Below are 13,865 nucleotides of genomic sequence, written 5' to 3' on the forward strand. Positions count from 1 at the left end.
GGGGTTCCCTGTTCGTGCCGGGACGCTGCGTTGCGCGGGGCGCCTAGGCCCAGTTCCGGGCCAGGATCAGCCGCGCCTCCAGCCCTGATTCCGCGCGGTGGAATTCCAGCCGTCCGCCATGCTGGGCGGCGATGGTGGACACGATCGCCAGGCCCAGCCCGACCCCCCCGGCGGTCCCTGCATTGGGACCGCGCTGAAAGGCCCCGGTCAGACGCTCCATGTCGTCGCGGGTCAGGACCGATCCGCGATCGGTGACGGCGATCCAGGCCTCGTCGGCGCTGGCCCCGGTGACGACCTGCGCCTCGCGCCCGTATTTCAGGGCATTGTCGATCAGGTTGGTCAGCGCCCGCCTGAGCGCGGTGGGCTGGCCGCGCATCAGCAGCGCCGCCCCGTCCGCCATCGGCCTGCTGGAGGTGCGCGAGAACAGCGTCCCCGCACGGGCGGGTGCGGGCGGGGACGGGCGCTGCGTCACCGGCAGGCCCACATCCTGGTAATCGGCGACCACCGCCTCGACCAGCGATGTCAGGGACAGGCGGCGGAAGGGTTCGGCTCCGATCTCGGCGCGGGTATAGGTCAGCACGCCGTCGATCATGGTCGTCATCTCGTCGATGTCGCGTTCCAGGCGGCCGCGCAGGGCGTCGTCCTCGATCATCGCGCAGCGAAGGCGCAGGCGGGTGGCGGGGGTGCCCAGGTCATGGCTGACCCCCGACAGGACCAGGGCGCGGTTCTCCAGCGCGGCGCGGTCCTGGGCGACATAGGCGTTCACCGCCTCGGCGGTCTGGCGCAGCTCGGCCGCGCCGCCGACGGGCAGGGCGGCGTTGCGCGCCCGGTGATCGCGCAGCGCGGCGGCAAAGGTCGCGAAGGCGCCCGAGACCTCGGCCACCCAGCCCAGCAGCAGGGCCAGCGCCGCCACTGCCAGCCCCGCCGCCCAGAGCCGCCTGTCCGCGGGCGCCGCGTCGCAGCCCCAGACCTGCGATCCGTCAACCGCCAGCCATGGCCCGTCCCCCGACTGGACGTAGAGCCGCGGCTGGCTGCAATATTGCGCCAGCGCGCGGGTGACCGACGCCATTCCCGCCGCCTGGCTGCCGCCGCCGAAGCTCTGGACCCCGGCGACGGGATACTGGATGTCGGGCGACAGGATGCGGATCTGGATGCGCCGGCCCCGGGTCAGGTCCGGCCGCCCGCCCCCGGTCAGGGTCAGCAGCGTCTGGCGCCAGCCCGATGGCAGGTCGGGCGCCGCGGCCTGGGGGATCATGCGGATGCCGGGGGGCAGCATGCTGCCGTTCTCCACGCTGTCATGCAGCGCCAGGCCCGCGATATAGGCCTGGTCCAGATGGGCGCGCCAGGCGGCGTTGCTGGACATCCACAGCCAGACCGCCGCCCCGCCCGCCAGCATCGCCAGGACCACCCACAGGCTGGCCAGCATCCGCAGGCTACGGCGCATCGCGCGCGACCTCGGCCGTCCAGACATAGCCGGTGCCGCGTTCGGTGCGGATCAGCGCGGGGTCGGTCTTTTGCCGCAGGCGCGTCACCAGCATGTCGATTGCGCGCCCGCCCGATGCGGCGCCCGCGGGCGAATCGCCGTCATCCATCACGGCCGCGATCTCGTCCCGGGTCAGGGGGACCAGCGGATTGGCCAGAAAGACCCGCAGCAAGGCGGTTTCCCGCGCCGACAGGCTGACCTGCCAGCCGCCGGGGGCGGTCACCTCGTCATGGCGCGCGTCATAGCGCCAGCCGCCGAAGCGCATCACCCCGTCGCGGCGGCGATGCGACAGGCTGGGGGCGCGACCCGCCCGGCGCAGCACCGCGCGGATGCGGGCCAAGGCCAGGTCGGGGTTGAAGGGCTTGGCGATGTAGTCGTCCGCGCCGACCTCGTATCCGGCCATGCGCTGATGGTCGGCCGACAGCGCGCTGACCATGATGATGGGCACGTCCATGGCGCGGCGGATCTCGGCGCAGATCGCCACGCCGTCATCCGCGCCCAGGGACACGTCCAGCAGGATCAGGTCCACCCGCCCCGATGCCAGCGCCGCCAAGGCGGATGCGCGGCTGTCGGCGCAGGTCACGTGCAGCCCGTGGCGCTGCAGATAGGCGGCCAGCATGGCGGCCATGTCGGCATCGTCTTCGACCAGCAGGATGCGGTGCAGGCTCATCGGCGGCTCCTTCCCCGGGGGTTCTAGCACCGGGGCGGGGGTTGCGTAACAGTTTGTAACGAATGCCCCGGAAAACTGGGTTTTGCATGGCTGGACTGCGTTGCGCGCATGGCGGGGGCTTTGGCATTGTGTCGGACACACGCGGATCATCGAATCCGCGCGGGAATGATCTGGGAGGATCCATGAACATGAAATCCGTTCTGGCGGCTTCGACCGCCGTGATGCTGGCCGCGCCCGCCATGGCGAACCCGACGGCCGAGGTGCTGCACTGGTGGACCTCGGGCGGCGAGGCCCGTTCGGTCGCCGTCCTGCAGGAACAGTTCGCGGCCGAAGGCGGCACCTGGACCGACATGCCCGTGGCCGGCGGCGGCGGCGATGCCGCGATGACCGCCCTGCGCGCCCGCGTCCTGTCCGGCAACGCCCCCACCGCCGTCCAGCTGAAGGGCCCCGCGATCCAGGAATGGTACGAGGAGACGGGCTTGGCCGATATCGGCACCGTCGCCGAGGAGAATGGCTGGGACGATGTGCTGCCCGCACAGATCGCCGAGCACATGAAATGCGAGGGCCAGTGGTGCGCCGCGCCCGTCAACGTGCACCGCGTCAACTGGATCTGGGGCAACAAGCAGATCCTGGACGAGCATGGCATCGAGATGCCCACCACCTGGGAGGAATTCAACGCCGCCGCCGAGACGCTGCAGGCGGCGGGCGTCACGCCCCTGGCCCATGGCGGCCAGTCCTGGCAGGACGCGACCGTCTTCGAGACCGTCGTGCTGGGCCTGGGCGGTCCGGAATTCTTCCAGCAGGCGCTGGTCGATCTGGACCCCGAGGCGCTGACCTCGGACACCATGAAGGCCGTCTTCGACCAGATGCGCGTGATCCGCGGCCATGTGGACCCGAACTTCTCGGGGCGCGACTGGAACCTGGCCACCGCCATGGTCATGAACGGCGAGGCCGCCTTCCAGGTGATGGGTGACTGGGCCAAGGGCGAATTCCTGGCCGCCGGCAAGGAGCCGGGCGTCGATTTCGTCTGCGCGCCGACCCCGGGCGAGGGGTTCCTCTACAATGTCGACAGCTTCGCCTTCTTCGAGCTGAGCGGCCAGGACGCCCAGGACGGCCAGGCCCTGCTGGCCAGCCTGATCATGGGGCCGGAATTCCAGCACACGTTCAACCTGAACAAGGGCTCGATCCCGGCGCGCACCGACGTGGCGCTGGACGATTTCGACGATTGCGCGAAACAGTCCAATGCCGACATGACGGCGGATGCGGAAAGCGGCTCGCTGCTGCCCAGCTATGCCCATGGCATGGCGCTGCGCGGCGCGCAGGCGGGTGCGATCACCGATGTGGTGACCGCGCATTTCAACAGCGACATGTCGTCGGATGACGCCGTGCAGCAGCTGGCCGACGCCGTCGCCAACGCGATGTGATCACGGCCTGACGACCCCGCGCCCCGGATCGCGGGCGCGGGGTCTTTCTTTGGGGGTTACCGGAAATGGAATGGCTTGAACGCAACGTGCCCAAGCTGGTCTTGGCGCCGTCCTTCGTGGCGATCATGGTCTTCGTCTACGGCTTCATCGCCTGGACGGCCTGGATCAGCCTGACGCGATCGCGGCTGATGCCGCGCTACGAGCTGGACGGATTCTCGCAGTATGAGCGGCTGTTCGCCGCCCCGCGTTGGGACGTGGCGATGAACAACCTGTTCATCTTCGGCGGCCTCTTCATCGTGATCTCGATGGCGATCGGGCTGTTCCTGGCGATTTTTCTGGACCAGAAGATCCGCGCCGAGGGCGTGCTGCGCACCATCTATCTCTATCCCATGGCGCTGTCGCTGATCGTGACGGGCACGGCCTGGAAATGGATCCTGAACCCGGGCCTGGGCATCCAGGAGGCGATCCGGGGCTGGGGCTGGGAAAGCTTCACCTTCGACTGGCTGATCCGCCCGGAGATGGCGATCTATACCATCGTGCTGGCGGCGGTCTGGCAGGCCTCGGGCTTTGTCATGGCGCTGTTCCTCGCGGGCCTGCGGTCCGTGGACACCGAGATCATCCGCGCCGCCCAAGTGGACGGCATCCCCACGCATCGCATCTATTCCGCGATCATCATCCCGACCATGGCGCCGATCTTCCTGTCGGCCTTCATCGTGCTGGCGCATCTGGCCATCAAGGCCTTCGATCTGGTCATCGCGCTGACCGGCGGCGGCCCCGGCTATGCGACCGACCTGCCCGCGACCTACATGTATGCGATGGCGTTCTCGCGCGGCGATCTGGGCCAGGCGGCCTCCAGCGCGATGGTCATGATGGGCGTCATCTTCGCCATCGTGGTCCCCTATCTCTACAGCGAATTGAGGCCCCGCAATGACAAGTAACACCGTCCTGCGCATCGGGCTTTACGGGATGCTGATCCTGTTCGCCCTGTTCTATCTGATGCCGCTTTTCGTCATGCTGACCACCTCGCTGAAAAGCCTGGAGGAGATCCGCACCGGCAGCCTGCTGGCCCTGCCGCGCCAGATCACCTTCGCCCCCTGGATCGAGGCCTGGTCCACCGCCTGCGCGGGCACCCAGTGCGAAGGCCTGCGCCCGTTCTTCTGGAATTCGGTGCTGATGGCGGTGCCGGCGGTGATGATCTCGACCGTGGTGGGGGCGCTGAACGGCTATGTCTTCGCGCAATGGCGCTTCAAGGGCGCGAACCTGTTCTTTGCGATGATCCTGTTCGGCTGCTTCATCCCGTTCCAGGTCGTGCTGCTGCCCATGGCGCAGATGCTGGGCCTGATGGGGCTGGCGGGCACCATTCCGGGGCTGATCTTCGTCCATGTGATCTACGGCATCGGCTTCACGACGCTGTTCTTCCGCAACTACTATGTCACCATCCCGCAGGAGCTGGTCCGCGCGGCCAAGGTCGACGGGGCGGGGTTCTTCCGCATCTTCTGGTCGATCTTCCTGCCGATCTCGCTGCCGATCATCACCGTCTCGGTCATCTGGCAGTTCACGCAGATCTGGAACGACTTCCTGTTCGGCGTGTCGTTCAGCGGGGCGGGCAGCCAGCCCGTGACCGTGGCGCTGAACAACATCGTCAACTCCACCACCGGCGTGAAGGCCTACAACGTGGACATGGCGGCTGCGATCATCGCGGCCCTGCCCACGCTGCTGGTCTATGTCGTCGCCGGGAAATACTTCATCCGCGGCCTGACCGCCGGTTCCGTGAAAGGGTGATCCCATGCCGATCCTCGAAATCGACCATCTGCAGAAAGCCTATGGAGACACCCATATCCTGCATGACATCAACATCGCGATCGAGCCGGGCGACTTCCTGGTCCTGGTCGGGCCCTCGGGCTGCGGGAAATCGACGCTGCTGAACTGCATCGCAGGGCTGGAGCCGATCACCGGCGGCGCCATCCGCATCGCCGATCGCGACGTGACGGGCGTGTCCCCCAAGGACCGCGACATCGCCATGGTGTTCCAGTCCTATGCGCTCTACCCGACCATGTCGGTGGCCAAGAACATCACCTTCGGCATGAAGGTCCGCGGCGTCGACAAGCCCACCCAGGAGAAGAAGCTGGCCGAGGTCGCGCGGCAATTGCAGATCGAGCCGCTTTTGCATCGCAAGCCCGGCCAGCTGTCGGGCGGCCAGCGCCAGCGCGTCGCCATGGGCCGCGCCCTGGTCCGCGACCCGGCACTGTTCCTGTTCGACGAGCCGCTGTCCAACCTTGACGCGAAACTGCGCGTGTCGATGCGGACCGAGATCAAGAAGCTGCATCAGGACCTGAACGCCTCGATCGTCTATGTCACCCATGACCAGATCGAGGCGATGACCCTGGCCACCAAGATCGTGGTGATGAAGGGCGGCGTGATCCAGCAGATCGGCACCCCGGCCGAGATCTACAACAAGCCCGCCAACATGTTCGTGGCCGATTTCATGGGCAGCCCGGCGATGAACCTGATCCCGGCCCGCGTGCGCGCGGATAGCGGCCAGACCCGGATCGAGATCGCGCGTGACGGCGCCGCCCCCTTGGTCATCACCGACCCCGTGGCCCGCGACCTGCCTGCCGAGATCGTGCTGGGCGTGCGCCCCGAGGACATCCACGAGGCGACCGGCAACGCCCATCTGCCCGGCACCGCGCAGGGTGCGGGCGGCGAGGTGATGATCGACATCGTCGAGCCCGCGGGCGCGGACACCTTCGCGGTGACGCAGCTGGGCGGCAAGGCGGTCACCGCGCGTCTGCGTGCCGAAAGCGCGGTCCAGGCGCGCCAGCCCTTCCCGCTGGCATTCGACCTCTCGAAAGTGTCGTATTTCTCGCCTAAGGATGGGCAGCGACTGAACTGAGGGGAATGACGGGATGGCGATGCTTCTGGGCGATGTGGGCGGCACCAATGCGCGTCTGGCGATTGCGCGCAACGGGTCCATCGATGCCGGCACGGTCACGCGGTTCAAGGGTGACGACTTTGCCAGCTTCGACGACGTGGTGCGCCAGTTCATGGCCGAACAGCATCAGCCCAACATCTCGTCCATGTGCATCGCGGTGGCGGGGCCGGTCAGCGGCGGGCGCGCGCGGCTGACCAACCGCGACTGGTCCTTTGACGAGGACGCGCTGGCGCGGCTGACCGATGCCGACCAGGTGCGGCTGATCAACGACCTGTCGGCCCTGGGCTATTCCACGCCCGCGCTGTCGGGCGATCAGCTGACGACGCTGCGCGCGGCGCCCCAAGGCCGGGCCCGCAACGGCCAGGCACTGGTCGTGGGGCTGGGCACGGGCTTCAACGTCTGCGCGGTGCGGGTGCTGCCCGGCGGCGCCATCACCGTGCTGGAGGCCGAGGAGGGTCACACCCACCTGCCCGCCAACATCATGGCCCGCCTGCAGGACCGTGTCGGCGACAAGGCGGTCGGCTTCTTTTCCACCGAGGAGACCTTTGCCGGGCGCGGGCTATCGCGTCTGCACGCGGCCCTGACCGGCACCGACGCGGTCCGCAGCGAGGATATCGCCCGCGCCGCCGAATCCGGCGATGCGCAGGCGGTGGCGACCTATGATCTGTTCGCGGAACTGGTCGGGCTGCTCTGTCGGGAACTGTCGCTGCGCTTCATGCCGCTGGAGGGGCTGTTTCTGGCCGGCAGCGTGGGCCGCAGCATCGCCGACCGGATGGGCATCTTCGAGCCGGCCTTCCTGTGCGAGGATCACATGCGCCACATCCCGGAAAACACGCCGGTTTTCCTGATCCGCGACGACATGGCGGCGCTGCAGGGCTGTCTGGCGGCGCTCGGCTGATCTCTGCCCAAGCGGTCACCGTGCCGCGATGGTGAGCGAAATTCCCCGATGACGGGTGGATTCGCGGGCTCGATCCTGCTCCTATTGCCCGAACAAACAAGAACGGGCGGGGCAGGGTGCAGATGCGGCGATATCTTGGGGCGATGCTGGTGGCGTCGACGGCCTTGGGCGGGGCCATGGCCCATGCACAAAGCTCGTCGCCCTTTTCGGGCCTGTTCGGGCGGTCCCAGGACGAAGGGCCGGTCGCGCTGGATGTCCGTGTCGCGGGCGATCCCGACGGGCTGTCGCGCCAGCTGCGCCAGACCCTGCTGATCACCGGCGCCCTGGCCGAGGACCGCATCACCGGACAGGACATCCTGGCCGCCGCGCGGGGCGATTACGCCCGGGTGCTGGGGCTGCTTTATGACGAGGGCTATTACGACGCCTCGGTCAGCATCACCCTGGACGGGGTCGAGGCTGCCGAGGTCGCCCCCCTGGACGGTCCCGACCAGGTCGCCCGCGTGGTGGTCGCGGTCGATCCCGGCCCGGTCTTCCGGTTCTCGCGCGCCCAGATCGCGCCGGTCGCGCCGGGCAGCGACATTCCCGCGGGCTATGCCGCGGATCAGGTCGCGGGCACGGGCGTCATGCGCCGCGCGGCCATCGCGGGGGTGGATGGCTGGCGCGCCGTGGGCCATGCCAAGGCCGATATCGCCGACCAGCAGATCACGGCCGATCACGACGCCTCCCGCGTGGACAGCCGCATCGCGCTGAGCCCCGGCCCGTCGCTGACCTTCGGGCAGATGTCGGTCAGCGGCAACCAGCGCCTGAACGAACGCCGCCTGCGCAAGATCGCGGGCTTTCCCGAGGGCCGGCGCTTCGACCCCGAGGAGCTGGACCGCGTCCGCGCCCGCCTGCGCCGCAGCGGCGTCTTTTCCGCCATCACCCTGCAGGAGGCCGACGATATCGGCCCCGGCGACACGCTGGACGTGGACCTGACGGTGATCGAACAGGCCCCCCGCCGCGTCGGCTTCGGGTTCGAGATCTCCAGCACGGACGGGTTCCAGGGTTCGGCCTACTGGATGCACCGCAACCTGCTGGGCGGCGGCGAACGGCTGCGCATCGACGGCCGGATCAAGGATATCGGGTCCCAGACCAGTGGCCGCGACGACGAATTGACGATCCGCCTGGACCGGCCCGCGACGCTGACCCCCGACACCACCGCCTATGTGGAAACCGAACTGGCCCGCATGCGCGAGGAGGATTACAGCGAGGACCTGGCCACGATCGGGATCGGCGCGAACCATATCTTCAGCGACCGGCTGACCGCGAACGGGGCGGTGCAATACCGGTTCTCGCGCGTGTTCGATGCCAATGGCCAAACCGATTTCAAGGTCCTGGCCCTGCCGATGGACGTGATCTGGGACCAGCGCGACGAACCCAACAACGCGCGGCGCGGATACTGGCTGTCGGCGGACGTGACCCCCTTCACCGGCCTCTCCGAGACCAGCTCCGGGCTGCGCATGCTGGGCGAGGGGCGGGCCTATGCCTCCTTTGCCGATGACCGGGTGACGCTGGCGGGCCGGGCCCGCGCGGGCAGCGTGCTGGGCACCGCGATCGAGACGACGCCGCGCAACTATCTGTTCTATTCCGGCGGCGGCGGGACGGTGCGCGGCCATCCGTTCCAGTCGCTCGGCGTGACCGAGATCCAGGGCCCGGACGGCCCGATCAAGACCGGCGGCCTGTCGGTCGCCAGCGCCACGGCCGAGCTGCGCTTTCAGCTGCGCGAGCGCATCGGCCTGGTGGCCTTTGCCGATTACGGCCGCGTCTGGACTCAGGGCGGGTTCGACGGCACGGCCGATGATCACGCCGGCGCCGGCATCGGCATCCGCTATGACACGCCGATCGGGCCGCTGCGCTTCGACGTGGCCGGGCCGGTCAGCGGCGATACCGGCAGCGGCGTTCAACTTTACCTTGGATTGGGGCAGGCATTCTGATGCGCAGGTTCTGGATCATCCTCGTCGCCCTGGTCTTTCCGCTGTCGGTCCTGGCGCAGAGCGTCGCCGAGCTGAGCGCCACGGTCGATGACGACCGCGGCTTCCTGACCGGGCTTCTGGAACGCAACCTGTCCGATGCCGGGCGCGAGGTCGTGATCGAGGGGTTCGAGGGCGCCCTCTCCTCGCGCGCCACCTTCCGCGAGATCCGCATCTCGGATGATGACGGCACCTGGCTGACGCTGCGCGACGGGGCGATCCAGTGGAACCGCTCGGCCCTGCTGCGCCGCCGGATCGAGATCGCCGAACTCTCCGCGCGCGAGATCCTGCTGCCGCGCATGGCGCAATCCGACGCCCCCGCCGTCCAGGCCGAGGCGCCGGTCTTTGCCCTGCCCGAACTGCCCGTCGCGCTGATGATCGAACAGATCCGCGCCGACCGGGTGATGCTGGGCGAACCCGTGATCGGGGTCGAGGCCGCGCTGCGCATCGATGGCGGCCTCAGCCTGGAGGGGGGCGAGGGCCAGGCCCAGCTGACCATCGACCGGCTGGACGGGCCGCGCGGCCAGTTCGTGCTGGACACGGCCTTTTCCAACGTCTCGCAGGTCCTGCGGCTGAACCTGGGGCTGGACGAGGCCGCGGACGGCATCCTGGCCAATCTGGTCGGCATCCATGACCGCCCCGCCCTGACCGCCCAGATCAGCGGCGAGGGCGAGCTGCGCGATTTCGTCACCGATATCAGCCTGGCCACCGACGGCCAACCGCGCATCACCGGCCAGGTCAGCGCCATGGGCACGACCGATGCCGACGCCACCCCCGGCACCGGGTTCCGGTTCGAGCTGGGCGGCGACGTGGCCAGCCTGCTGCGGCCCCAGGACCGCGCCTTCTTCGGCACCAACACCCAGCTGCTGGCCGAGGGGTTCCGGGCCGAGACCGGGCGGCTCAGCATCCCGCGGCTGGACATCCGGACCGATGCCCTGCGCATCGCGGGGTCGCTGTCCACCAATGACCAATCCGCGCCGGAACTGGCCGAGCTGATGGTCACCTTGGGCCGCGACGCGGGCGCGACCGTGATCCCCGTGCCCCTGCCCTTTGCGGGCGAGGCCACGACCGTGGAATCGGGGCGCCTGGCGCTGAACTATGACGCGTCCGAGGGCGAGGGCTGGACGCTGGACGGCTTTGTCGGCGCGCTGACCTTGGACGGGGTCGCGCTTGGCGCGGTGGATCTGTCGGGGGCGGGCCAGGTCGTGCAGGACGACGGCAGCCTGTCCGAGGTGACCGGCCAGCTGGATTTCGCGACCCGCCAGATGACCTTCCGCGACCCCGGCCTGGCCGAGGCCGTGGGCAGCACGGTCGAGGGACGCGCCGCCTTCACCTTCACCCCCGGCAATGCCTTGGCGATCGAGGATTTCGCCATCACCGGGTCGGATTACGGCTTCGACGGCTATTTCCTGGTCTCGGGCCTGGGCAGCGGCATCACGCTGTCGGTGGATGCCGATGCCCGCTATACCGACCTGTCGCGCCTGTCGACCTTGGCCGGGCGGTCGCTGACCGGGGCCGCGGATGTGGCGCTGCAGGGCTACTACATCGTACTGGGCCGCAGCTTCGACCTGGATGCCCGGGTCGAGGGGCGCGACCTGACCCTGGACCAGCCGCAGGTCGACGGCCTGCTGGGCGGGCGGTCCACCATCGTGCTGGAGGCGCGGCGCGACGAATTCGGGCTGGAGATCGAGGAATTCACGCTCGACGCGGCCCGCATCTCGGCCGAGGCGCAGGGCCTGATCGCCACCGAGCTGAGCGACGTGACCGCGCGGCTGTCCATGCCGTCCTTGGCGGATGCGGGCGCCGATCTGGGCGGCGCGCTGGAGGCCGAGGCCCGTCTGACCGGGCCCCGCGACCAGCGCAGCCTGGTCCTGAACGGCCAGGCCCTGGACCTGCGCGTGGGAATCGAGGCCTTGGACAACCTGCTGGCGGGCCGGACCGACCTGGTCGTGAACGCCGCCGAGGAGGCCCAAGGTTTTCGCATCCAGGACCTGGCGATCAGCAATCCGCAGGTCTCGGCCCAGGTTCAGGGCGATCTGGTGCCCGGCGCGCTGGATGCGGTGGCGACGATCCGGCTGGCCGATCTGGCGGCGGTGCGGCCCGACTGGTCCGGCGGCTTCGACGCCCGCGCCACCCTGCGCGAGGAGGAGGGCGCCCGCATCATCGACCTGTCCGGCACGGGCCAAAACCTGTCCCTGGGGCCCGCGGCGGGCGCGCTGACCGGCACGACCCGGCTGGACCTGCGCGCCACGGAACGCGACGGCGTGGTGACGGTGGAACGCGGCCGGCTGGACAATGACCAGATGCAGGCGACGGTGGCGGGGGTCTATGGCCCCGGCGTGACCGACCTGACGGGGGATGTGCAGATTGCCTCGCTGGCGCCCTTCGGGGCGGGCTGGCGCGGCAGCCTGGACGCCCAAGGCAGCCTGCGCGAGGCCGGCGACGGCGCGCGCGACCTGCAGGTGACGGGCACCGGGCGCGACCTGGCCTTCGGTCAGGCCCAGGTCGACGGCGCCTTGGCGGGCGAGACGCGCCTGACGGTGACCGGCACGGAACGCGACGGCGTCTTCACGATCAGCCAGGCCCAGGTCGAGAACCCGCGCCTGACCGCGCGGGCGCAGGGCCGGGTGGGGGCCGGGGCGACCGATCTGACCGCCACGGTGAATGCGGGCGATCTGCGTTTCCTGGGCAACGGGATCTCGGGCGCGGTGCAGGCGGATGCGCGGATCACCGATGACGGCGCGCTGCGCCGGATCGAGACGACGGGCACGGCCAGCGGCCTGTCCATCGGCCAGCCCCAGGTCGATCCGGTCCTGGCGGGCCAGACCAGCTTCGATCTGGCGGCCTCGCTCGGGCCGGACGGGCCGTCGGTCCAGCGCCTGCTGGTCAACAACCCGCAGCTGCGGGTGACGGCGGACGGATCGCCCGCGGCGGGGGTGAATGTCGATGCGCGGCTGGCCAATCTGGGCATCCTGGTGCCGGAATTCCCCGGGCCGGTGACGGTGGCGGGCACGATCCGCGACCAAGGGCCCACGGTGCTGGTCGATCTGCGCGCCACAGCGCCCGGCAATACCGACCTGCGCATCCAAGGCAGCGCGGCGCGCGACGGATCGACCGCCGATCTTGGGATCGTGGGCGGGGCGGATTCCGCGCTGGCCAATACCTCGCTGCGGACCCGCAGCGTGTCGGGGCCGCTGGCGATCAACCTGCGCCTGCAGGGCCCGCCGGGGATCCAGTCGCTGACCGGCCAGGTCCGCCTGCAGAACGGCCAGCTGGCCGATCCCGGCCTGGGCCTGCGGCTGGAGGGGATCGACGTCACCGCGGCGTTCCAGGGTGGGCGCATCCAGGTCGATGGTGGGGCGGATGTCTCGGCCGGGGGGCGGATCCGCCTGTCCGGGCCGGTGACACTGGCCGATGGCGCGATCGATATCGGCATCGTGCTGGACCAGGTCGTGGTGCGTGACCCGACGCTCTATCAGACGGTGCTGGACGGCCAGCTGCGGCTCAGCGGTTCCGGGGCCACGGGCCAGCTGCTGTCGGGCCGGATCGACGTGGGCGAGACCGAGTTCCGCATCCCCTCGACGGGTCTGGGCGGATCGCGCCCGATCCCCGACATCACCCATGTCGGCAGCCAGCGCCCGCCCGTCCGCGCCACCCGCGCCCGCGCCGGGCTGGAGGGCTATCCCAGCCAGGCCGCGCGCGATGCGGGCCTGGCCGGGCCGCCCGCCACGCCGCCGGCCAATCCGCCGCGGCTGGATCTTGTCATCAACGCACCGAACCGCGTCTTCATCCGCGGGCGGGGTGTCGATGCCGAACTGGGCGGCGGGCTGCGGGTCCAGGGGACGGTGCGCGACGCCATCCCCGTGGGCAACCTGCAGCTGATCCGCGGCCGGGTCGATCTGCTGGGCAACCGCTTCACCCTGACCGAGGGCCTGGTCGAGCTGCAGGGCAGCCTGGTCCCGGTGATCCGCCTTGTGGCCGAGACGGTGCGCGACGGCATCACCACCCGCATCGTCATCGACGGCGAGGTGCGCGAGCCCGAGATCACCTTCGAATCCTCGCCCGAACTGCCGCAGGAGGAGGTGCTGTCCCAGCTGCTCTTCGGGCGGGGCCTGGACAGCATCAGCCCGCTGCAGGCGGCGCAGCTGGCCAATGCCATCGCGGTGCTGGCCGGGCGCGGCGGGGACGGGATCATTGGCAACCTGCGCGAATCGGCGGGGCTGGACGATCTGGACCTGACCACCGACGATGACGGCAATATCGAGCTGCGGGCCGGGCGCTACCTGTCGGAAAACGTCTATACCGACGTGTCGGTGGGCGAGGGCGGGCGGTCCAGCATCAACCTGAACCTGGACATCACCCAATCGCTGCGCGCGCGGGGATCGGTGGGCAGCGACGGGGGCAGCTCGATCGGGTTGTTCTTCGAACGCGATTACTGAAGGACGGGCG

Annotated in this window: 9 protein-coding genes; 7 read left to right on the plus strand and 2 right to left on the minus strand. The window is 69.6% G+C overall.

Features of this window, described 5'->3' with window-relative positions; all coding sequences use genetic code 11:
• Positions 1-43: 43 nt before the first annotated feature.
• A complete protein-coding gene (locus JHW48_RS00455) occupies positions 44-1,444 on the minus strand; it encodes a sensor histidine kinase (RefSeq protein ID WP_119886349.1) in 1,401 nt (466 codons plus the stop codon).
• Entirely contained in the window at positions 1,434-2,153 is a 720-nt protein-coding gene (locus tag JHW48_RS00460) for a response regulator transcription factor (RefSeq protein WP_119886350.1), read from the minus strand. The genes JHW48_RS00455 and JHW48_RS00460 overlap by 11 nt, the downstream gene beginning before the upstream one ends.
• 182 nt (positions 2,154-2,335) lie before the next feature.
• Here JHW48_RS00460 and JHW48_RS00465 point away from each other — a divergent pair, with 182 nt between their 5' ends.
• The 7 genes from JHW48_RS00465 to JHW48_RS00495 all read left to right on the plus strand — a co-directional run bounded on the left by JHW48_RS00465 (position 2,336) and on the right by JHW48_RS00495 (position 13,855).
• The gene (locus JHW48_RS00465) at positions 2,336-3,577 is read left to right on the plus strand and encodes an ABC transporter substrate-binding protein (protein WP_119886351.1); all 1,242 of its coding nucleotides are present in this window, start codon (positions 2,336-2,338) and stop codon (positions 3,575-3,577) included.
• 65 nt (positions 3,578-3,642) lie between these two features.
• A complete protein-coding gene (locus JHW48_RS00470; RefSeq protein ID WP_119886352.1) occupies positions 3,643-4,515 on the plus strand; it encodes a carbohydrate ABC transporter permease in 873 nt (290 codons plus the stop codon).
• On the plus strand, positions 4,505-5,359 hold the full coding sequence (locus tag JHW48_RS00475; protein ID WP_119886353.1) for a carbohydrate ABC transporter permease: 855 nt from the start codon (positions 4,505-4,507) through the stop codon (positions 5,357-5,359). Before JHW48_RS00470 ends, JHW48_RS00475 begins: the two co-directional genes overlap by 11 nt.
• A gap of 4 nt (positions 5,360-5,363) precedes the next feature.
• Positions 5,364-6,470, plus strand: a complete 1,107-nt coding sequence (locus JHW48_RS00480) for an ABC transporter ATP-binding protein (RefSeq protein ID WP_119886354.1) — start codon at positions 5,364-5,366, stop codon at positions 6,468-6,470.
• 13 nt (positions 6,471-6,483) lie between these two features.
• Positions 6,484-7,407 carry a glucokinase gene (locus tag JHW48_RS00485; RefSeq protein WP_119886355.1) on the plus strand — a complete coding sequence of 308 codons (924 nt, stop codon included), beginning with the start codon at positions 6,484-6,486 and terminating at the stop codon, positions 7,405-7,407.
• A gap of 122 nt (positions 7,408-7,529) precedes the next feature.
• On the plus strand, positions 7,530-9,380 hold the full coding sequence (locus JHW48_RS00490) for an autotransporter assembly complex protein TamA (RefSeq protein ID WP_119886356.1): 1,851 nt from the start codon (positions 7,530-7,532) through the stop codon (positions 9,378-9,380).
• Positions 9,380-13,855 carry a translocation/assembly module TamB domain-containing protein gene (locus JHW48_RS00495; protein WP_119886357.1) on the plus strand — a complete coding sequence of 1,492 codons (4,476 nt, stop codon included), beginning with the start codon at positions 9,380-9,382 and terminating at the stop codon, positions 13,853-13,855. The genes JHW48_RS00490 and JHW48_RS00495 overlap by 1 nt, the downstream gene beginning before the upstream one ends.
• The last annotated feature ends 10 nt before the right edge of the window (positions 13,856-13,865 follow it).

This window comes from Paracoccus aestuarii, from assembly GCF_028553885.1.
GTDB lineage: Bacteria > Pseudomonadota > Alphaproteobacteria > Rhodobacterales > Rhodobacteraceae > Paracoccus > Paracoccus aestuarii.

What these genes read in the sequence shown, in the direction of transcription:
- JHW48_RS00480 (WP_119886354.1), top strand. Translation starts at nt 5,364, where the DNA reads ATGCCGATCCTCGAAATCGACCATCTGCAGAAAGCCTATGGAGACACC.
- JHW48_RS00495 (WP_119886357.1), top strand. Translation starts at nt 9,380, where the DNA reads ATGCGCAGGTTCTGGATCATCCTCGTCGCCCTGGTCTTTCCGCTGTCG.
- JHW48_RS00490 (WP_119886356.1), top strand. Translation starts at nt 7,530, where the DNA reads ATGCGGCGATATCTTGGGGCGATGCTGGTGGCGTCGACGGCCTTGGGC.
- JHW48_RS00455 (WP_119886349.1), bottom strand. Translation starts at nt 1,444, where the DNA reads ATGCGCCGTAGCCTGCGGATGCTGGCCAGCCTGTGGGTGGTCCTGGCG.
- JHW48_RS00485 (WP_119886355.1), top strand. Translation starts at nt 6,484, where the DNA reads ATGGCGATGCTTCTGGGCGATGTGGGCGGCACCAATGCGCGTCTGGCG.
- JHW48_RS00470 (WP_119886352.1), top strand. Translation starts at nt 3,643, where the DNA reads ATGGAATGGCTTGAACGCAACGTGCCCAAGCTGGTCTTGGCGCCGTCC.
- JHW48_RS00460 (WP_119886350.1), bottom strand. Translation starts at nt 2,153, where the DNA reads ATGAGCCTGCACCGCATCCTGCTGGTCGAAGACGATGCCGACATGGCC.
- JHW48_RS00475 (WP_119886353.1), top strand. Translation starts at nt 4,505, where the DNA reads ATGACAAGTAACACCGTCCTGCGCATCGGGCTTTACGGGATGCTGATC.
- JHW48_RS00465 (WP_119886351.1), top strand. Translation starts at nt 2,336, where the DNA reads ATGAACATGAAATCCGTTCTGGCGGCTTCGACCGCCGTGATGCTGGCC.